This window comes from Pseudomonas sp. N40(2020) (genome assembly GCF_014472415.1).
Classification (GTDB): domain Bacteria; phylum Pseudomonadota; class Gammaproteobacteria; order Pseudomonadales; family Pseudomonadaceae; genus Aquipseudomonas.
The window spans coordinates 22062-40927 of the sequence record NZ_JACSZV010000036.1 but is presented as its reverse complement, the minus strand read 5'-3'; the positions used below and the strand labels follow the sequence as shown (position 1 = coordinate 40927).

Here is an 18866-nt window from a genome sequence, read left to right as displayed (position 1 = left end):
CTGCAAGACGCGTCTGCCCACGAAGCAGGCGCGGTTTCCTGCCAGCCAAGGCCTATCGGCCGACGCTTCGATACTCGGTGGTCATATCCAATAACAAGACGAGGTTGTATCCCTATGCCAGTTGGCAATCACCTGCCTCACGGCGAAACCGCTCAGGGCGGTCCGCTCAAACGCGAACTCGGCGAACGGCATATTCGCCTGATGGCACTCGGTGCCTGTATCGGCGTCGGTCTGTTTTTAGGTTCGGCCAAGGCCATCGAAATGGCTGGCCCGGCGATCATGCTCTCCTACATTCTTGGCGGGCTGGCGATCCTGGTGATCATGCGCGCCCTCGGCGAGATGGCCGTGCACAACCCGGTGGCCGGTTCGTTCAGTCGCTACGCACAAGACTACCTCGGCCCATTGGCGGGCTTTCTCACCGGCTGGAACTATTGGTTCCTGTGGCTGGTGACCTGCGTGGCGGAAATCACCGCCGTGGCCGTGTATATGGGCGTCTGGTTCCCCGACGTACCGCGCTGGATCTGGGCGCTCGCGGCGCTGGTCAGCATGGGCTCGATCAACCTGATCGCAGTGAAAGCCTTCGGTGAGTTCGAGTTCTGGTTCGCCCTGATCAAGATCGTCACCATCATTGCCATGGTGATTGGTGGCGTCGGCATTATCGCTTTCGGTTTCGGCAACGATGGCGTGGCACTGGGGATTTCCAACCTGTGGGCCCACGGCGGGTTCATGCCCAACGGCATTCAGGGCGTGTTGATGTCCCTGCAAATGGTCATGTTCGCCTACCTCGGCGTCGAAATGATCGGCCTGACCGCCGGTGAGGCGAAGAACCCGCAGAAGACCATCCCCAACGCGATCGGCTCGGTGTTCTGGCGGATTCTGCTTTTTTACGTCGGCGCCTTGTTCGTGATTCTGTCGATCTACCCGTGGAATGAAATCGGCACCCAGGGCAGTCCGTTTGTGATGACCTTCGAACGTCTGGGCATCAAGACGGCCGCCGGCATCATCAACTTCGTGGTGATCACCGCTGCATTGTCGTCCTGCAACGGCGGCATTTTCAGCACCGGGCGCATGCTCTACAGCCTGGCGCAAAATGGTCAGGCCCCGGCCGGTTTCGCCAAGACGTCGAACAACGGTGTGCCGCGTCGTGCGCTGCTGCTGTCGATTTTTGCGCTGCTGCTGGGTGTGCTGCTCAACTATCTGGTGCCGGAAAAAGTCTTCGTCTGGGTAACCTCGATCGCCACCTTCGGCGCGATCTGGACCTGGGTGATGATCCTGCTGGCGCAACTGAAATTCCGCAAAGGCCTGACTGCCAGCGAACGTGCCGGCCTCAAATACAAAATGTGGTTGTACCCGGTCAGTTCGTACTTTGCCCTGGCGTTCCTGGTGCTGGTGGTCGGCCTGATGGCGTACTTCCCGGACACGCGCATTGCCCTGTACGTAGGCCCTGTGTTCCTGGTGCTGCTGACCGTGTTGTTCTACGTGTTCAAGCTGCAACCGACCAACGCGGCGCAAGGCGCGGTGCGTTCGGTTTCGTAGTTTGCAGAGGCTGAAACAGCAAAGCCCCGGTCGAGAGATCGGGGCTTTTTTGTGGGTGATACCCGGTCGCGGGGCGGGTAAAGCAGGCATGACCGTTGGTCGGAATCAGCCGCCTACCTGTAATTTCTGACAGTAGACCGGCCCATTCCCTTGGCCTAGCTTGAAAGCCCGGCAAGTGGCAACGGCAAGGAACGGGCATGAAAGGATTTTCCGCAACGAGCGTGATCGGCGTGGCCGATGCACTTATCCACTGGCAAATATTCTTCGTGCTCCGCACTGCGGTTGGCCTTGATCAGGCGGCCAGCAATTTTGCTGCGTTCTGTGTGGCCGCGGCATTCTCGTTTTACGTGAATGCGCTTTATACGTTCGAGCGAGAAACGTCGGTGTTCGTCTACCTGATGTTTATCGGCCTGATGGGGGCCGTGAGTTTCGGCGTGGGCGTGATTGCTGATGCCCGTAATCTTCCCGGGCTAGTGACCGTGGCTTCGTTTTCGTTGCTGAATATCTTGTTCGGGTACTGCTTTTTCCGTTTTGTATTGTTTCGTGAGCGTCAGACATGAACGTATCACTGACGGATTACCCCCTGACGTCCGAGTCTTGCGTGACTTCACTGCCCTTCGTAGTCGATCTGGACGGAACCCTCCTCAAGTCCGATTTGCTGTTCGAATGCGCAATGGCCTTTATCCGCAGTAAGCCGTCGCAATGTCTGAAACCTTTGGCCTGGCTCAGTCATGGCAAGGCGTATTTGAAAGAGCAATTGGCGCAATCGACGGAAATCGATGTCGCCACGCTGCCCTACGATCCCGACGTACTCTGGATGATTGAGGGGCAACGCAAAAGCGGCCGGAAAATAGTCTTGGCCACGGCCAGCCATTACTCATTGGCAGTACGCATTGCCGAACACCTGAAGGTGTTCGATGAGGTGTTGGGGACCACCCTTGAGCGCAACCTGTCGGGAATGCACAAACGTGATGTGCTGGTCACGCTGTACGGTGAAGGAGGGTTCGACTACGTCGGTAATTCGTTTGACGATCTGCCGATATGGCGCTCGGCCAGGCAAGCCTATGTGGTCAATCCGTTAGCGGGTGTCGAGCATGCCACTCGGCACTTGGGCAACGTTGTCCAGGTGATTCGCTCTGACACGACCAGCTTCAGAAGTTGGTACAAAGCCTTGCGCATTCATCAATGGGTGAAGAACGCGCTCATTTTTGTCCCTCTGCTCGCCGCCCATCAACTGGCCAACCCGCTGCCGCTGTGGCACGGCGTGCTGGCTTTCGTATTTTTCGGGTTGTGTGCATCGGGTGTGTACGTCCTGAATGACCTGCTCGATCTTGCCGATGATCGCAAGCATCCGACCAAGCGCCATCGACCGTTCGCCAGTGGATCTTTGTCGATCAAGTCCGGATTGATGGTTTTTCCTTTGCTGTTGCTGGTGTCCTTTACTGGCGCCTGGTTTTGCCTGCCTCGGGCATTCGTCGTGGTGCTCGCCTGTTACTACGCACTGACGCTGGTTTATTCACTGGTATTGAAGCGACTGATGGCGCTCGACGTGATTGCCCTGGCCCTGCTTTACACCCTGCGCATCATTGCCGGTGGCGCCGCTTTTGAGCTCGAATTGACGGGCTGGATGCTGGCCTTCTCCATGTTCATGTTTTTGAGTCTGGCGCTGGTCAAGCGTTATGCCGAACTGTTGCTGGCGCTGCACAGCGGGATCACCGGGAAAACCGGTGGCCGCGATTACTTTCCCGCCGATCTGGCGATGCTCTCTTCATTGGGTGCAGCGTCCGGTTATCTCGCCGTCATGGTGCTGGCGCTTTACATCCACGACAGCGCGACCACTGCGCTCTATGCACATCCTCGATGGATCTGGCTTGCCTGCCCGGTGTTGCTGCTGTGGATCACCCGGATCTGGCTGCTGACCCATCGCGGCCGAATGAATGACGACCCGGTGGTGTTCGCATTGCGCGATCGTTTGAGTCTGGCGATGGGCGCGGTGTTTACGCTGATTTTCTGGGTGGCGGCATGAAGCCGGCACAGACCTCTTGGGGAACCTACCCCGATGCACCGCAAACCGGCCATCCCTGCCACTGGCAAACTGACGTGGAGTCGCAGTGGCAGCAGTTGATCGAGGCCCACGGCACAACGCTGCCGTTCGGCAATGGCCGCAGCTATGGCGACAGCTGTCTGGCCGTCAGTGATCATGTGTTGCAGTTACGTCCCTTGAATCGCTTCATCGAGGCTGACTGGGAGAACGGTGAGATCTGCGCCGAGGCCGGAGTGACCTTGGGCGAGATTTTGCAACTGGCCATCCCGCACGGCTGGTTTTTACAGATCACGCCCGGGACGCGGCATGTCACGCTGGGCGGAGCCGTGGCCAATGACGTGCACGGCAAGAACCATCACCGGTGCGGGACGTTTGCCCATTCGGTGATGAGTTTTGGTTTGCACCGATCCACGCAACCGCCGATGGTCTGTTCCCCGACAGAGAATCCCCAGTGGTTTGCCGCCACCCTTGGTGGCTTGGGCCTGACCGGCGTCATCACTTGGGTCACCCTCCGCTTGCGCAAGATCCAGTCCAGTCTGATCGACACCACGCGGGTGCGCTTTGACGGGCTGGATGACTTCTTTGCCCTGTCGGCCGAACTGGATGCCCGGCACGAATACAGCGTCGCGTGGATCGATTGTCTGGCCAGTGGTAAAGCGCAAGGGCGCGGAGTTTTTACCGCCGGCGATCATCGCGAAACGGGTGCGCTTCAGGCCGCAGTGCCGCGTTCGCTGCACATGCCGATTCGGCCACCGGTGTCGCTGATCAATCCGCTCACTTTGAAACGGTTCAACCGTTATTACTGGCAGCGACAACCAGCCAGCAGGCAATCTCGGACGGTCGCCTACAGTCCGTTTTTCTATCCACTGGATCGCATCGAACACTGGAACCGCATCTACGGGCGCAAGGGTTTTCAGCAGTTTCAGTGTGTATTGCCGAGCGCGGTGGCGCAGACGGCACTGGCCGAACTGCTCAAGTCTATCGCTCGCAGTGGTGCCGGCTCTTTTCTCGCGGTACTCAAATGTTGTGGCGATATGGCTTCCCCCGGGCTGCTGTCCTTTCCAATGCCGGGCACCTCACTGGCACTGGATTTCCCGCAGAACAGTGCCCTGACAAGAAAACTACTGCCGCGTCTCGACTCCATCGTCCGCGAAGCGCATGGCCGTTTGTACCCGGCCAAGGATGCGCATATGAGCGGCAGTGATTTTCGCCAGGCCTATCCCGCCTGGGAGCAAGTGGAAGCAATGCGCGACCCGGCCCTGATGTCCCGTTTCTGGCAGCGAGTCCTCCAATGAAAAAAATTCTGATTGTGGGCGCCACGTCAGCCATCGCCAGCGCATGCGCGCGACTTTGGGCGGCTGAACGGAGCGAGTTTTTTCTCGTCGCCAGGGATGGGCAAAAGCTGCAGCAAACCTGCGCTGATCTGCAGGCCCGAGGTGCGAGAGCGGTGACTCCGTATGAGATGGATGTCAGCGATACCGCCGAGCACGCCGTCATGTTCGAGCGCTGTATGGCGGCGTTGCAGACGGTGGATATCTGTCTGATTGCCTACGGCTCCTTGCCGAATCAAAGCGAGTGCGAACAAAGCGTTGAGGTGGCCGTTAGGGAATTCGCCAACAACGGCAGTTCGATGATTGCTCTGCTGACGCTCCTGGCTAACCGTATGGCCGTCCAGCATCGCGGTACGTTGGCGGTCATTTCCTCGGTGGCCGGGGATCGCGGACGTCCTTCCAACTATCTGTATGGCGCAGCCAAAGCGGCAGTCACCGCGTTTTGCGAAGGCTTGCGCGCGCGCTTGTTCAAATCGGGTGTGCATGTGATCACCATCAAACCCGGTTTTGTCGATACGCCGATGACCCGTGGGCTGGCGCTACCTGCGTTGCTGATGGCGCAACCGGATAGCGTCGCGCAACGCATCGTCGCGGGTATCGAACGCAAGGCGGCGGTGTTGTATGTGCCCGGATTCTGGGCGTGGATCATGTGGTTGATTCGGGCCATACCTCAGCCGGTTTTCAAGAGGCTGAATCTATGAACCAGGCGCTGATGCTCTCCGGGTGGCGCTATCGGGTTCTGATCGGTTCGGTGGTCTGTTCCGCCCTTGCATATCTGGCTGTTTCCCTGTGGGGCGGGTGGCCGGCCGTGAGTGCGGCAGTCACTCGAGTGGGGTGGTGGACGGGTGGGCAAATCGTCGGGCTGGTGCTACTCGGTTACGGTCTGCGTTTTTTGCGCTGGCAGGTTTATCTCAATGCCCTGCGTCATCCGCTGCCGTGGTGGCCAAGTCTGAAAATTTACTTGGCAGGATTCGCCTTGACCACCACTCCCGGCAAGGCAGGCGAAGCGTTGCGCGGGGTTTTGCTCAAGCGTTGGGATGTGCCTTACCCACACAGTTTCGCCGCGCTGTTCAGTGAGCGCCTGTCGGACTTGCTGGCAATGGTGGGGTTGGCCTTGTTCGGATTGAGCGCGCATCCCGAATGGGTGTCGATGATCATCGCCTGTCTGGTGCTGTTGATGTGCGGCGTATTGCTGGTATCCCGACCAGCACTTGTCGGTGCTCTTGATCGACGGGTAGATCAAAGGAACGGTTGGTTTCCCCGTTTGTTGCGTCATGTCGTTCAAGTGTTGCACCAGTCCCATAGTTGCCACACCCCACGCCGCCAGATCGGCGCGACGCTTTTGAGTGTTCTGGCCTGGGGGCTGGAAGCGCTGGCGTTTTACTGGATTCTCGATGCCATGGGCGCGGATATACCTCTGACATTCGCCATGTTCATTTTTGCCGTTTCCATGTTGGCCGGTGCTTTGAGTTTCATGCCAGGAGGGTTGGGCAGTGCCGAAGCGGTGATGGTAGGGCTGCTGGTGTCCAGTGAAGTCGAACTCTCTACCGCCATCGCAGCGACAGTTTTATTGCGGTTGGCAACACTCTGGCTGGCGGTGGGGCTGGGCGCTGTCTTCTTGATGGGGCAACAGAAGTCGCAGGTTGGATACTAGAGTGAGGCTAGGGATGAGCGGTGAAAAGAATAGAAAAGATTGGTTGATTTATTTGTCGCTGACCGCAGCAGTAATTTTTGGATGCTATTTGAGGTTACGTAATATTGAAGGTGGCGGACTTTGGCTGGATGAAGCATTTAGTGTCGCAACAAGCGACCCCGACAGTAGTGCTATGGAGGTTTATCGGCATACCATGAAGGATGTTCATCCGGCGTTCTATCAAATTGTTTTATGGTTGCATTACAAGGTTTTTGGTTATGCGGAAATGTCCGGCAGGTATCTATCAGCCGTTTTTGGTGTGTTGTTGATTCCTTGCATGTTCTGCCTGGCGCGACAGTTATTTGATAAACAGGTAGGCCTCATTTCGGCGTGGTTGACAGCGGGTAATTATTTTTTCGTATATTACTCTCAAGAGACACGGTCTTACGCACTTCTGGTGTTGCTCGTTACGCTTTCGTTTGTTTTTTTTATTGCTGCTTTTAATAAGCCAAGTGTGCGTAATATTTTTTTGTATACAGTGGTCGTGGCAATGTTGGTCAATACTCATTATTTCGGGTATTTAGCGGTTGTGGCTCAAGTGTTGCTTTTTTTTTGTACGGGAAGCAAAACATGCTTCGATAAGAAATTATATTTTAAATTTATTTTGAGCGGTTTCTTCGTTTTTTTAACGGTTCTGCCTGGGATCTTTTATCTGTGGGAAAATCTGGAAAAACGTGATTCTTGGATAAAACAACCTCTAGACGATTTTTTTCTGAATCTTTTCAACGGTTATTTCAATAATCTCACGCTATCAGGGGCAGTTGCAGTATTGATGATAATTGGGGGTGTTCATTTGGTAGGCGACAACCGTCGAAGAGACACTTTGAGAGTTCTGTTTGTCTGGGGTTGTGTCTGTATCGTCGTTCCATATGTGAGATCGATATGGTTTCAGCCGGTGCTGACAGATAGAAATCTGATTGGTTTGCTTCCCCCGTTGTTAATGCTGTTGGCGTTTTGTATCAGTCTTGTCAAGGATCGAGTCATTTACTGGGGCGTAGTGGTGCTAATTGGCATTTTTTCGATTGTGCCGATCCACAAGCAAAATGATCATTCCTCCAGCCAAATGCGCGTGGTTATTAAAAATATGGGTGAGAATTGTTCTGGTTGTTTGGTTTATTCTACTTGGCCGAATGAAATGCAGGGATATGCAAAGGTTTTGGGCATGAAACTTAAAATAAGGTCATTGGCAGAGATGGAAAATGACGTGATGTCTCGAAACCACCCTGGCAATTTATTCGTTATCTCGGCTCATTGGACACCCGCACCGCCAGAGGATGAAATGAATAAATATGGATTCCATCTCGCAAAGTTTTCCAGTTTTGGTGATTCATCAATCAACGAATATCGATCTAACCCGAATAATTAGATGTGCCTGCAACGCTGGAGAGTCAGGGCCAAAAAGTGACTCTTCGGTAAATGAACGCCGGTCAGAGCATCTTTGAAAGCGTGTATGAACTCAGGGAGAAGAATATGCATGTTAATAAAAGGGATGCGTCATGGAATATATACATGTTGCTGTTGGGGCTCATCGTCTTGGGCGCTGGCCTGAGGCTCTACGGCCTTTCTGATAAAGGACTGTGGATGGATGAGTTATACAGTCTGTCTTTTAGTGATCCCGATAATGATTTGGCAACGGTCTTTCACAAAACCGTTGAAGATGTTCACCCACCTTTTTATCAAATAGTGTTGTGGCTGGTTTTTAAGCTGTTTGGGTATGCTGAACTTACCAGTCGCTATTTTTCAGTTGTGATAGGGGTTTTGGTTATTCCCGCTATATTCTATCTGGGTGAGAAGTTGTTTAGTGCCTGGGTCGGGATCTATGCTGGTTTTCTGGTGTCTGTGAATTTTTTCCTGATTTCTCTTTCTCAGGAAGGTCGATCCTATCAGTTACTGGTACTGCTAGTGATTGTGTCGTTTATTGCATTTGTTGATTTAATTGAAAAAAAGAATCTGAAGAGTGTGATTTTCTATGCGCTGACAGGTTCGATGCTGGTCAATACGCATTACTTTGGCGTATTTCCCGTGATGGCTCAAGCCGTACTGCTGCTATACTTTTCATTCAGAAGTGGAATGAAAAAAAAGCTTCTTGGTATGGGGGTTGTTGCAGGGTTGTTGATTGCGATGTCGCTTGTTCCGAGTGTTTTTTACATGATTGATAATTGGGCGCGTAATGTTAATTGGATAACAAGACCTGAAGATGATTTTTTTGTAGAAGTATTCATGACTCAGATTGGGCGGGGACTGCTGGCCCTGGTCTATATTTTCTTTTTAGTGTGTGGTCTAGCTGATCTTATGCGGCGAGATGATCGCCGGGATGCGATGGCGCTGCTCTTGTTGTGGTGGGGGCTTGGCATTGTCATTGCTTATGTCAGATCTGTGTTTTATATACCGATACTGACATTCAAGAATATGATTGTTTTTCTGCCGGTAGTCATTTTGTTGACGGCTTGTGGTATTGACTTGGTGCGAAATGGTTTTTGTAAATGCGTTGTTTTGGTTTTTGTGTTTGTTATGTCTTTTACTTACCTCTATTCATCTCCGGATTTAAGACCGTTCAGGATTGGTCACGATATCAGATCTCCGGTTTCCAAAATAAAACGTGATCGGGGGACGATGCCTGTTTACTCGCCATATCCTGAATTGATATCGGCTTATTTTAAGGTGTTGGGTTACCCCGTTGCGGTGGGAAGTCTTGAGTCTATCGAGGCTAGAATAAAAACAAATCAGACGCCTGTTTGTTTTTATGTGGTCGATATGTGGAATATGGCCATGAATAAGGACTATCAATCCCGCTTCGATGTGGAAATCGCTTCAAATCAAAAGTATGCGGATACGGCTCTGATAGTTTACAAAGTGCAAGGCGCCACTCAATGCGAAGGGACTGCAGCAGGAGGTTGATTTTCAAGACAGGCAAGGGAGCCGTTGCCAACCTCACCTTGAAGTTGGCAATGGTCTTGGATTAAGCCGCCACCACCTCGCTCGGCTCAAAACTGTCCGCCCGCGCCATCTGCCACATCCGCGAGTAAAACTCGCCGTTTACTTCTCCGGTAAGCAATTCCCCCGGTTTCAGGAATACATGCAACTGCGAGAACAGCTTGATCTCGGTCGCCGACATGCGTCGTACCAGATGCTTGGCCGACAGTTGCGATGGATGCTCAAGCCCGGCCGCTGCGAGCATTTCAGCCAAGGCCTTCAACGTGTTGCGGTGGAAGTTGAACACCCGCTGCGCCTTGTCCGGCACCACCAGTGCGCGTTGGCGCAGCGCGTCCTGTGTGGCGACGCCAGTCGGGCATTTGTTGGTGTGGCAGCTTTGCGACTGGATGCAGCCGATGGCGAACATGAAGCCGCGTGCGGAGTTGGCCCAGTCAGCGCCGATGGCCAGCACGCTGGCGATGTCGAAGGCGCTGACGATCTTGCCGCTGGCGCCGAGTTTGATCTTGTCGCGCAGGTTCAGACCGACCAGGGTGTTGTGGACGAACAGCAAACCTTCGCGCATCGGCACGCCGATGTGGTCGGTGAATTCCACAGGCGCGGCGCCGGTGCCACCTTCCTTGCCATCGACCACGATGAAGTCCGGAAGAATGCCGGTTTCCAGCATGGCTTTGGCGATGCCCATGAACTCCCAAGGATGGCCGAGGCAGAACTTGAAACCCACCGGTTTGCCGCCGGACAGCTCACGCAGTTGCTGGATGAAATGCATCATCTCCAGCGGCGTGGAAAACGCGCTGTGGCGGGATGGCGAGACGCAGTCTTCGCCCATCATGATGCCGCGGGTTTCGGCGATTTCCTTGGTAACTTTGTGCTTGGGCAGAATCCCGCCGTGGCCCGGTTTTGCGCCTTGGCTCATCTTGATTTCGATCATGCGGACTTGCGGATTCTGCGCCTGAACGGCGAAGCGTTCCGGGTCGAAACGGCCGTCGCTGGTGCGGCAGCCGAAGTAGCCGCTGCCCAGTTCCCAGGTCAGGTCGCCGCCGTGTTCGCGGTGATACGGGCTGATGCTGCCTTCGCCAGTGTCATGGGCGAAGTTGCCGAGTTTCGCACCCTGGTTCAACGCGCGAATGGCGTTGGCGCTGAGCGAGCCGAAGCTCATCGCCGAAATATTGAACACCGAGGCCGAGTACGGCTGAGTGCACTGCGGGCCGCCGACGGTGACGCGGAAACTGCTCGGGTCGCTCAACGGCGCCGGGCGCATCGAGTGGCCGATGAACTCGAAGCCGGACTGATAGACATCGATCAGCGTGCCGAACGGCTTGTCGGCGCTTTCATTCTTTGCCCGCGAATACACCAGCGAACGCTGTGCGCGGGAGAAGGGCAGGGCGTCGCTGTCGGATTCCAGCAGGTACTGGCGGATCTCCGGACGGATGCCTTCGACCAGATAACGAATGTTGCCGAGGATCGGGTAATTGCGCCGCACCGCATGCGGGCTTTGCAGCAGGTCGAATATACCGATCAGGCTCAATACGCCGGTCACAGCGGTGATTGGCCATAACCAGTCATGTTCGAGAAAAGGCAGGCTGGCGAGGGTGAAAATCACGCAGACGGCAAAGAAGGCGTAGCGGCTCAGGAGTGACAGGCTCATACGGTTTCCTTGGGTTCGGACTCGGGTTTTAAAGATCGTAGCCTGCGGCAGTCCTACAGTTAGATGCATGGCTTGCCCCTTTAGGAGCTGCCGAAGGCTGCGATCTTTTCAGGCGTTTTGTGCCTGGAGAAATATCGAAAACAACTCGGACTGGGACTTGATCCCGAGCTTGCTGTACATGTGTTTCTTATGGACTTTCACGGTTTCTACAGAGATTTCCAGCTTACGAGCGATTTCTTTGCTCGAGCAACCGCTGAGCATCAAGCGGCCGACATCCAGCTCCCGGGCGGTCAGTTGCGCGCCCTTGAGTTGTTGCACCGAAGCTTCCAGTTGCACCCGCCAATCCGCCGGAGCAGGTGAGGCCGCGAGGGACACGGTTTCATTGATTTCGTAAGGCAGACGCTGGCGCAACAAGCCTAATACCCACGGCTGAATCAGCGACAACAGCGCGATCTGTTCAACTGTAAAACGCTGTTTGCTGCCCAGCGACAGGCACAACGTGCGTTCACCCTGGAGCTGACAATTGAACTGGATTTCGTCGGCCACCACATTCAGACGAAAGTATCGCTGGTAATACTCGGTCAGCTCGAAATGCTCGGGTGCCACTTCCGAGAGGCGATACAACCCGGTGCGCGATTGCTCGCGGCAGGCGATGTAGAACGGGTCGAGCAGGTACAGACCGCGCAGATAATCCTGGAACAACTGATCAGGGCTACCGTCTTCACCAGGGCATTCGGCAAAGACTTGCGGGTGCTGATCGGCGCTGAACAGCAACGCGACCCAGCTATCGAACGGCACGTACTGATCGAGAAGACGCACCAGTTGTGCCCAGAAATTCGGCTTGTCCAGCGCATCGATCAATTGCCCGACGGCGCGGTGCCAGGTGATGTCGTCAAACGAAAGTGTCATCGATCTACCCCTATCGGGTTACCCCGGCCGCGTGATTCCCTGGCCGGTTGCTTGCTGCGCATACTGGCCCACAGACAGGCACCGGGCAATCTTTCAGCGCCCGGCCTATAGAACAAGGACACCTCATGAAAGTCGAACTCGCCCAATTGGCGGGCCGTGACAATGGCACTGCCTACAACCTCCAGCGCGCCCTGGCGGCAATTGCGGCTTGTGCAGCCGACACGCAACTGATCGTGTTTCCGGAAACCCACCTGATGGGTTTCCCGACTGCCGACACCGTGGCGCAAACATCCGAAGCGGTGGACGGCCCGACCGTCAGCTCGGTGCTGGCCGCCGCCCGCGAACGCAACATCGCTGTGGTGATCGGCATGGCCGAGAACGACAACGGGCGCTTCTACAACACCACGCTGCTGATCACCCCTGATGGCATCGCCCTGAAATATCGCAAGACGCATCTGTGGGCGTCGGATCGCGGTGTGTTCGAGGCCGGTGACCGTTATGCGACCTGCGTGTGGAACGGTGTGCGGGTGGGGCTGCTGATCTGCTACGACATCGAATTCCCGGAAACGGCCCGGGCCCTAGCGCAATTGGGCGTTGAACTGCTGATCGTGACCAACGGCAACATGGATCCTTACGGTCCGACCCATCGCACAGCGATCACCGCGCGAGCCCAGGAGAATCAGGCGTTTGCGCTGATGGTCAATCGGGTGGAAGCAGGGGATGACGGTTTGATGTTTGCCGGCGGCAGCGCGCTGGTGGATCCGCTTGGGACTTTGCTGTTTGAGGCGGGGCGTGAAGAAGGGCAGTTCACGGTTGAGCTGGATTTCAGCCAGTTGCAGATTGCGCGCAGGGATTACCGCTATCTGGATGATCAGCGGTTGAAATTGCCGGGGGAGGTGGTGGTGCGGTCTTCGGGTGTTCGGGAGTTGTTGATTCCTGCCGGTTAACCGCTGCCCTCACCCTAACCCTCTCCCGGCGGGAGAGGGGACTGACCGAGTCGCTTTTTCGAAGTACACCGACCTGAGATATCCAGCCGAACTCGGGGCTTGAAAGCGACAAAAATCTGCCCCCTTTCCCCCTCGCCCCCCCTGGGGGAGAGGGCTGGGGTGAGGGGGAAAAGATCTCAAGTCGTACAAATATTTCAGTCACACCAAAACAACAAAACAAACCCGCAACATTCGCCGAACTCGGCTCTGCCATAAATCCAATAATATTTCGGAGTAAGTCGCCCATGGCTCGTTTGCAACGCACCCTTTCGCTAGGGTCGGTGGTGCTGTTCGGCATCGCCTACATGACGCCGATCATCGTCCTCGGCACCTTCGGCATCCTCGCGCAATCCACCGCTGGCATGGTGCCCGCCGCGTATCTGGCGGCGCTGGTCGCCATGTTCTTCACCGCCATGAGCTACGGTCGCATGGCCGCCGCGTTCCCGGTCGCCGGCTCTGCTTATAGCTACGTGCGCAAGGCCATCAGCCCGAAACTCGGCTTTATCGCCGGTTGGGCGGTGCTGCTCGATTATCTGTTTCTGCCGATGGCGATCTGGCTGATCGGCGCCGCTTACCTGACCTCGGCATTCCCGTCGATCCCGCAATGGATCTGGGTGCTGGCGTTCATCGGCATCACCAGCGCGATCAATATCGTCGGCCTGAAACTGGCCAACCGCATTAACGCCTTGCTGATGCTGGTGCAGTTTCTGGTGCTGATCGCCTTCGTCGCCCTGTGCGTGCACTACATCGGTGGCGACGCGAGTACGCCGCTTTGGTCGATCAAACCGTTCTTCAACGGCGACATGCAGATGCCACTGATCATGAGCGGCGCGGCCATCGCCTGTTATTCGTTTCTGGGCTTCGACGCGGTCAGCACCCTCACGGAAGAGACCCGCGACCCACGTCGCACCATTCCTCGGGCGATCATGTTGATCACCCTGATCGGCGGGCTGATCTTCGTCGGTGTGTCTTACTTTGTGCAGATCGCCCACCCGTCGTTCCAGTTCGACAGCGTCGACTCGGCGGCTTATGAAATCGCGCGCAATATCGGCGGCGACCTGTTCGTCTCGATCTTCCTCATCGGCCTGATTGTCGGCCAGTTCGCCTCGGGGCTTTCGGCGCAGGCCAGTGGTTCGCGACTGCTGTTTGCCATGGGGCGCGACGGGGTGTTGCCGAAATCCTTCTTCGGCACGCTGCACGCGCGCTTTGGCACGCCGGTCAACAGCATCCTGCTCTGCGCAGTGGTGGCTTTGCTGGCGCTGAAACTCGACGTGACGACGTCAACCTCGTTCATTAACTTCGGCGCGTTTCTCGCGTTCAGTCTGGTGAATCTGTCGGTGATTTTTCACTACTGGATCGGCGGCGAAAAAAAGGGCCTGCGTGAGCTGGTGCTGTTTCTGGTTTTCCCGCTCATTGGTCTGGTCGCGGACTTGTGGTTGATGGTCAGCCTCGATCATCTGGCGGTCTGGCGGTCTGGCTCGGCCTGAGCTGGCTGGCGATTGGCGTGGTGTATCTGGCGGTGCTGACCGGTGGTTTCCGTCGCCAGCCACCGGAAATGGATTTCCAGGAAGCCAACTGAGGCGCCTTCAGGCAGCGGGTCGGCTCTGGCGCATCGGCAGTTCGACACGAAATGTGGTGCCCACACCCAGCTCGCTGCGCACCGATATGTTTCCGCCGTGTTTTTTCACGATGCCGTAAGACAGGGATAAGCCAAGCCCGGTCCCTTCACCGACGGGTTTGGTGGTGAAGAAGGGGTCGAAGATTTTTTGCAGGGTGTCCGGCGCGATGCCCGAACCGGTGTCGGCGACTTCAACCCAGGCGGTGTCTTGCGCTTGCCCGGTGCGCAAAGTGATGGTGCCACGCTCCGGCCCCATGGCCTGGGTGGCGTTGACTATCAGGTTCATGATCACCTGATTGATTTGTGAGGGCAGACACTCGATATCGGGCAATGCCTGATACTCCTTGATCACGTCGGCCTTGTATTTGAGTTCGCTGGCGACGATGTTCAGGGTCGACTCGATGCCTTGCTGCAGATTGGCCCACTGCCACTGCTGATTGGAATCGACCCGGGAGAAATCCTTCAAGTCCTTGACGATCTGCCCGACGCGGCCGATGCCTTCCTTGGATTCGCGGATCAGCACGGGAATGTCTTCAAGCATAAAATCCAGTTCGACCTCTGTGCGCAATTGCGCCAGCCGTGTCACAGCTTCGCTGTCCGCGGCGTTATCGAGCGTCTGGCAGGCATCAAGCACAGTCAGCAATTGTTTGAAGTAGCCGTCCAGCGTGCCGAGGTTGGAGGAAATGAAGCCAATCGGGTTATTGATTTCATGGGCCACGCCCGCTGCCAATTGCCCGAGTGAGGCGAGTTTTTCCGACTGCACCAACTGACTTTCCAATTGCTTGCGCTCGTCGATCTCTCGCTGCAGTTCTTCGCTGGCCTGCTTGAACTGCGCGGTGCGCTGATCCACCAGATGTTCCAGTTGGTGCATTTGCAGTGAGGCCCGTTCAGTCATCTGCCATTTGGTCAGCAGGGTGTTAGCCATCTGCTGCACTTCGATGTTGTCGAACGGCTTCTTCAGGATCAGCAGGCGATCATGGGCGTGCAGACGTTCCAGCAGTTCGTCCCAGGAATAATCCGAATACGCGGTACACACCACCACTTGCAACTGCGGATCCTGTTGCCACAGGTGTTCGATGGTTTTCGCGCCGTCCCAGCCATCGGGCATGCGCATATCGACGAAGGCCAGCGCGTAGGGACGTTGTTCCTGCATTGCCTGAACCAGTTTGCCCAGACCTTCTTCACCGCCGTAAGCAGAGTCCAGCTCGAACAAGGGGCGCAGGGGGCGGGCCTCGGTGCCGAACAGCGCGGTCTCGATTTCGTCCAGCTCCACCGAGTGTGGCGCCGCCGGAGCGAGAATCTTGCGAAAGTCCTCATGAATCGACGGCATGTCGTCGATCAGCAGAATGCGACGGTTCGAAAGCTCGCTCATGCGTTCTCCGCGACGCTGACCAGAGGAATTTGCAGGGTGAATAACGCACCCTTGCCCGGTCCGTCGCTGTGCGCGGTGAGGTGGCCGTTCATCTCGATGGCCGCCAGGGCACAGCTGTGCAGGCCGAAACCGTGGCCCTCCTTGCGAGTGGTGAAGCCATGGGCAAAGATCCGCGTCATGTTCTCCGGCGCAATGCCCTCGCCATCGTCCCTGACGCTGATTTCGAGGAAGTCTTCATCCACGACTTTGACCCCCAGGGTCATGGTGCGTGGGCGGTTGCTGAGGTCGGACATCGCGTATTTGGCATTGCTGATGAGGTTGATCAGGATCAGCAGCAAGCGGTGTTTGTCGGCCATCACCTGGGGTGCGTCGGCGTATTCCTTGACCACCGTGACGTGATGTCGGGTCAGTGCCCCGGCGTTCATGCGCAGGGCATCTTCGAGCAGTTCGTTGATAAACAGCGGCTCGGTCATGCTGTTGGCCCCAGCGTAGGACTGCTGGGTGGCGACGATGTCCTTGATGTGGTCGACGCTTTTGTTCATCTGGTTCAATTCGTCGACCATTTCCTGCTGTTCCAGGGCGATCGCGCCGACCAGTTGATTGAGGTAACCGGGCAGCAATTTGCCCTTGGCATCCTCGTTGAAAAAATGGCCAAGATCGTGCGGATGCTCGTTGATCAATTGCATCGCCTTGCCCAATCCCTGCGTCTTGCTGGCACGCAGCTTTCGCGCGATCAGGTCGGAAGAAATGTTCACGCTGTTGAGCACATTGCCAACGTTGTGCAGCACATTGGTCGCGATTTCCGCCATGCCGGCCTGACGCGCAGCGTCGAGCAGTTCGCGCTGGGCATTCTTGAGTTCGCGGGTGCGTTCCTCGACCCGTTGCTCCAGTGCATCGTTAGCGGTTTGCAGAGCCGTGTTGACTCGGTTGATCTCGGCGAAGCTGCGGATCAGGCGAACGGTCAGCCAGATCAATGACAGCATCAGCAGCACGGCGAACAGCAACAGGTAAAAGTGGTATTGCCTCTCGATGACGTCGACCCGCTGCTGATCGCGGTCAAGCATGGTGGTGATGGTGTCCAGGCGCTCGGCCACGGGAACGGCTTCGATGCTTTCCAGCAACTGATTGACCAACGGCTGCTCGCGCGCAATCAGCTTGATGTGATTGCTCATGATCCTGATCGGCGCCTGAAAATCCTCGGGCAGGCGTTGTGCATTCACCGCCAGTTTGTTCAGCCCGACCTCAATGTCGGCGGCCTTTTCAGCGGAGGTGACCTGGGAGAACTCCAGAGCACTGAGCAGCAGGTCGTAGGTGTCGGTGATGATGTTCTGCAACTGAAGTTTGTCGAAATCAGACAGGTTGGCCAGTTGCGCGTGGATGTCGTCTTCGGCCGTTGGCAGGAACGCCAGAGAGTTGCGCAACAAGGCATTGTGCGATTTGAACTGTTCCACCAGCCGGATTTTTTCCTGCGTCGCTTGCCGGTAGCCCTCGTGGGCGACGCTCCATTGCGCCGAGTCATTGCGACCATGGCCGGATTCCAGAGAATCGAAGCGCTGCCACAGTCGAGTCATTTCGTTCATGGGCGAGACCAGTGGGTCGTAGTTGTACGAGATCGCCACCCTGGCTTTGAGCACCTCATTTTCCCACAGGGCGTTCTGCTGTTTGATCTGCCGGATCAAATCCCGAGACTCGGTGTAGGTCATGGTCTGTTCGGTTCTGGACTTGAGGTAAAGAAACAACAGCGTCGAGGCCAGCACGACAACCACCAGTGTGAGCAACAGCAGGCTGCCGCGACGTGAGATGGTGTTCATGGCTTGCCCTCCCATTGGCCGGTCAGGGTCTTGAGAAACAGGATGATCAGTGTTTTGTCCTCTTCGCTGGGCATGCGCCCCAACTGGTACTGGAACATCGCGTCCACGGCCCGTTCGAGGGTGGGCGCCGAGCCGTCGTGAAAGTACGGCGCGGTGAGCGCGACATTGCGCAGACTCGGCACTTTGAACACGGCACGATCGGCTTCGTCGCCGGTGACATTGAAGCGCCCCTGATCGGCTCCGGTCGGGTTGCCGCGATCGGCGATGTAGTCGCCGAACACGCCAAATTTCTGGAACATGTTGCCGCCGATGTTCACCCCTTGATGGCAGGCAATGCAGCCGTATTCCTTGAAGCGCTGGTAGCCGTACTTTTCCTCCAGGGTCAGGATGTCGGTGTTGCCCAACAGGTATTGATCGAAGCGGGAGTCGGGCGTTAGCAAGGTGCGTTCGAAGGTGGCCAGCGCTTGCTGGATATTGGCCTTGGTCACGCCGTTCGGGTAACTGGCGGCGAAGTCCCGCTGATAATCGGCGTCTTTGGCGATGCGCTCGACCACAGTGTTCCAGTCGCTACCCATCTCATGCGGGCTGGTGATGACAACGTTGGTCTGCTCCTCCAGCGTCTCGGTGCGGCCGTCCCAGAACTGGCGGAAGTTCAGGGCGGCGTTGAACACTGTCGGCGTGTTGAAGGCCACCGGTTTGCCGTCGAAACCCAGTGAAAAGGCACGGCTGTCGGCACCGTTCTTGTCCAGTTGGTGGCAACTGGCGCACGACAGCGTGTTGTTGATCGACAGTCGAGGCTCGTGGAATAACCGGCGACCGAGTTCAACCCGTCGGGCATCCTGTTGCACCACCGGCGGCAAGGGTTTGAGCGGCTCGTTCAGCGGTTCCGCATGAGGGCTGGCACAGAGTCCGCAGAGGGCCAATACGATGGCGTGGCGCAAAAAGCTCATGGGTAAACGTCTTCCAGACTTGAGGCCGGTGTCGGGC

General features: G+C 56.3%; 14 protein-coding genes and 1 pseudogene. 10 read left to right on the top strand and 5 right to left on the bottom strand.

Translation table 11 applies throughout. The annotated features are described in order from the left end of the window. The first annotated feature begins 114 nt into the window (after nt 1-114). The 8 genes from IAI51_RS21105 (at nt 115) to IAI51_RS21070 (ending at nt 9502) form a co-directional block, all read left to right on the top strand. A complete protein-coding gene (locus IAI51_RS21105) occupies nt 115-1536 on the top strand; it encodes an amino acid permease (protein ID WP_187680212.1) in 1422 nt (473 codons plus the stop codon). A gap of 197 nt (nt 1537-1733) precedes the next feature. After that, entirely contained in the window at nt 1734-2096 is a 363-nt protein-coding gene (locus IAI51_RS21100) for a GtrA family protein (RefSeq protein ID WP_187680211.1), read from the top strand. Beyond that, a complete protein-coding gene (locus IAI51_RS21095) occupies nt 2093-3562 on the top strand; it encodes a UbiA family prenyltransferase (RefSeq protein WP_187680210.1) in 1470 nt (489 codons plus the stop codon). The genes IAI51_RS21100 and IAI51_RS21095 overlap by 4 nt, the downstream gene beginning before the upstream one ends. Next, nucleotides 3559-4875, top strand: coding sequence for an FAD-binding oxidoreductase (locus IAI51_RS21090; RefSeq protein WP_187680209.1), 1317 nt, complete (start codon nt 3559-3561; stop codon nt 4873-4875). Before IAI51_RS21095 ends, IAI51_RS21090 begins: the two co-directional genes overlap by 4 nt. Continuing rightward, nucleotides 4872-5612, top strand: coding sequence for an SDR family oxidoreductase (locus tag IAI51_RS21085; protein WP_187680208.1), 741 nt, complete (start codon nt 4872-4874; stop codon nt 5610-5612). Before IAI51_RS21090 ends, IAI51_RS21085 begins: the two co-directional genes overlap by 4 nt. Beyond that, on the top strand, nt 5609-6565 hold the full coding sequence (locus IAI51_RS21080; protein ID WP_187680207.1) for a YbhN family protein: 957 nt from the start codon (nt 5609-5611) through the stop codon (nt 6563-6565). Before IAI51_RS21085 ends, IAI51_RS21080 begins: the two co-directional genes overlap by 4 nt. Nucleotides 6566-6578: 13 nt before the next feature. Beyond that, on the top strand, nt 6579-7970 hold the full coding sequence (locus IAI51_RS21075; RefSeq protein WP_187680206.1) for a glycosyltransferase family 39 protein: 1392 nt from the start codon (nt 6579-6581) through the stop codon (nt 7968-7970). A 143-nt stretch (nt 7971-8113) separates the two neighbouring features. After that, nucleotides 8114-9502 carry a glycosyltransferase family 39 protein gene (locus IAI51_RS21070; RefSeq protein WP_187680205.1) on the top strand — a complete coding sequence of 463 codons (1389 nt, stop codon included), beginning with the start codon at nt 8114-8116 and terminating at the stop codon, nt 9500-9502. A gap of 61 nt (nt 9503-9563) precedes the next feature. On the opposite strand, the gene IAI51_RS21065 is transcribed toward IAI51_RS21070, so the two are convergent. Together IAI51_RS21065 and IAI51_RS21060 are read right to left on the bottom strand one after the other, a co-directional pair. Continuing rightward, nucleotides 9564-11183 carry an FMN-binding glutamate synthase family protein gene (locus IAI51_RS21065; protein ID WP_187680204.1) on the bottom strand — a complete coding sequence of 540 codons (1620 nt, stop codon included), beginning with the start codon at nt 11181-11183 and terminating at the stop codon, nt 9564-9566. A 108-nt stretch (nt 11184-11291) separates the two neighbouring features. Continuing rightward, the gene (locus tag IAI51_RS21060; RefSeq protein WP_187680203.1) at nt 11292-12092 is read right to left on the bottom strand and encodes a helix-turn-helix transcriptional regulator; all 801 of its coding nucleotides are present in this window, start codon (nt 12090-12092) and stop codon (nt 11292-11294) included. 125 nt (nt 12093-12217) lie between these two features. On the opposite strand from IAI51_RS21060, the gene IAI51_RS21055 reads away from it, so the two are divergent. Both IAI51_RS21055 and IAI51_RS21050 read left to right on the top strand, forming a co-directional pair. Next, nucleotides 12218-13039, top strand: a complete 822-nt coding sequence (locus tag IAI51_RS21055) for a carbon-nitrogen hydrolase family protein (RefSeq protein ID WP_187680202.1) — start codon at nt 12218-12220, stop codon at nt 13037-13039. Between the two features lie 284 nt (nt 13040-13323). After that, nucleotides 13324-14657: pseudogene (locus IAI51_RS21050) on the top strand (APC family permease). A gap of 7 nt (nt 14658-14664) precedes the next feature. Here the strand turns inward: IAI51_RS21050 and IAI51_RS21045 are convergent. From IAI51_RS21045 to IAI51_RS21035, 3 genes are read right to left on the bottom strand one after another with little or no spacing between them, the layout of a single operon-like run. Next, a complete protein-coding gene (locus IAI51_RS21045) occupies nt 14665-16068 on the bottom strand; it encodes an ATP-binding protein (protein WP_187680201.1) in 1404 nt (467 codons plus the stop codon). Then, complete coding sequence (locus IAI51_RS21040; RefSeq protein ID WP_187680200.1) at nt 16065-17879, bottom strand: DAHL domain-containing protein; 1815 nt, start codon at nt 17877-17879, stop codon at nt 16065-16067. Before IAI51_RS21040 ends, IAI51_RS21045 begins: the two co-directional genes overlap by 4 nt. Then, nucleotides 17876-18829: a cytochrome-c peroxidase gene (locus IAI51_RS21035; RefSeq protein ID WP_187680199.1), complete on the bottom strand. Its 954-nt coding sequence runs from the start codon at nt 18827-18829 to the stop codon at nt 17876-17878. The genes IAI51_RS21040 and IAI51_RS21035 overlap by 4 nt, the downstream gene beginning before the upstream one ends. Nucleotides 18830-18866: the final 37 nt, after the last annotated feature.

Excerpts from the sequence above, each read along its gene's own strand:
- IAI51_RS21105 (WP_187680212.1), top strand. The coding sequence starts at position 115 with ATGCCAGTTGGCAATCACCTGCCTCACGGCGAAACCGCTCAGGGCGGT.
- IAI51_RS21040 (WP_187680200.1), bottom strand. The coding sequence starts at position 17,879 with ATGAACACCATCTCACGTCGCGGCAGCCTGCTGTTGCTCACACTGGTG.
- IAI51_RS21095 (WP_187680210.1), top strand. The coding sequence starts at position 2,093 with ATGAACGTATCACTGACGGATTACCCCCTGACGTCCGAGTCTTGCGTG.
- IAI51_RS21080 (WP_187680207.1), top strand. The coding sequence starts at position 5,609 with ATGAACCAGGCGCTGATGCTCTCCGGGTGGCGCTATCGGGTTCTGATC.
- IAI51_RS21100 (WP_187680211.1), top strand. The coding sequence starts at position 1,734 with ATGAAAGGATTTTCCGCAACGAGCGTGATCGGCGTGGCCGATGCACTT.
- IAI51_RS21090 (WP_187680209.1), top strand. The coding sequence starts at position 3,559 with ATGAAGCCGGCACAGACCTCTTGGGGAACCTACCCCGATGCACCGCAA.
- IAI51_RS21035 (WP_187680199.1), bottom strand. The coding sequence starts at position 18,829 with ATGAGCTTTTTGCGCCACGCCATCGTATTGGCCCTCTGCGGACTCTGT.
- IAI51_RS21065 (WP_187680204.1), bottom strand. The coding sequence starts at position 11,183 with ATGAGCCTGTCACTCCTGAGCCGCTACGCCTTCTTTGCCGTCTGCGTG.
- IAI51_RS21075 (WP_187680206.1), top strand. The coding sequence starts at position 6,579 with ATGAGCGGTGAAAAGAATAGAAAAGATTGGTTGATTTATTTGTCGCTG.
- IAI51_RS21070 (WP_187680205.1), top strand. The coding sequence starts at position 8,114 with ATGTTGCTGTTGGGGCTCATCGTCTTGGGCGCTGGCCTGAGGCTCTAC.
- IAI51_RS21085 (WP_187680208.1), top strand. The coding sequence starts at position 4,872 with ATGAAAAAAATTCTGATTGTGGGCGCCACGTCAGCCATCGCCAGCGCA.
- IAI51_RS21055 (WP_187680202.1), top strand. The coding sequence starts at position 12,218 with ATGAAAGTCGAACTCGCCCAATTGGCGGGCCGTGACAATGGCACTGCC.
- IAI51_RS21045 (WP_187680201.1), bottom strand. The coding sequence starts at position 16,068 with ATGAGCGAGCTTTCGAACCGTCGCATTCTGCTGATCGACGACATGCCG.
- IAI51_RS21060 (WP_187680203.1), bottom strand. The coding sequence starts at position 12,092 with ATGACACTTTCGTTTGACGACATCACCTGGCACCGCGCCGTCGGGCAA.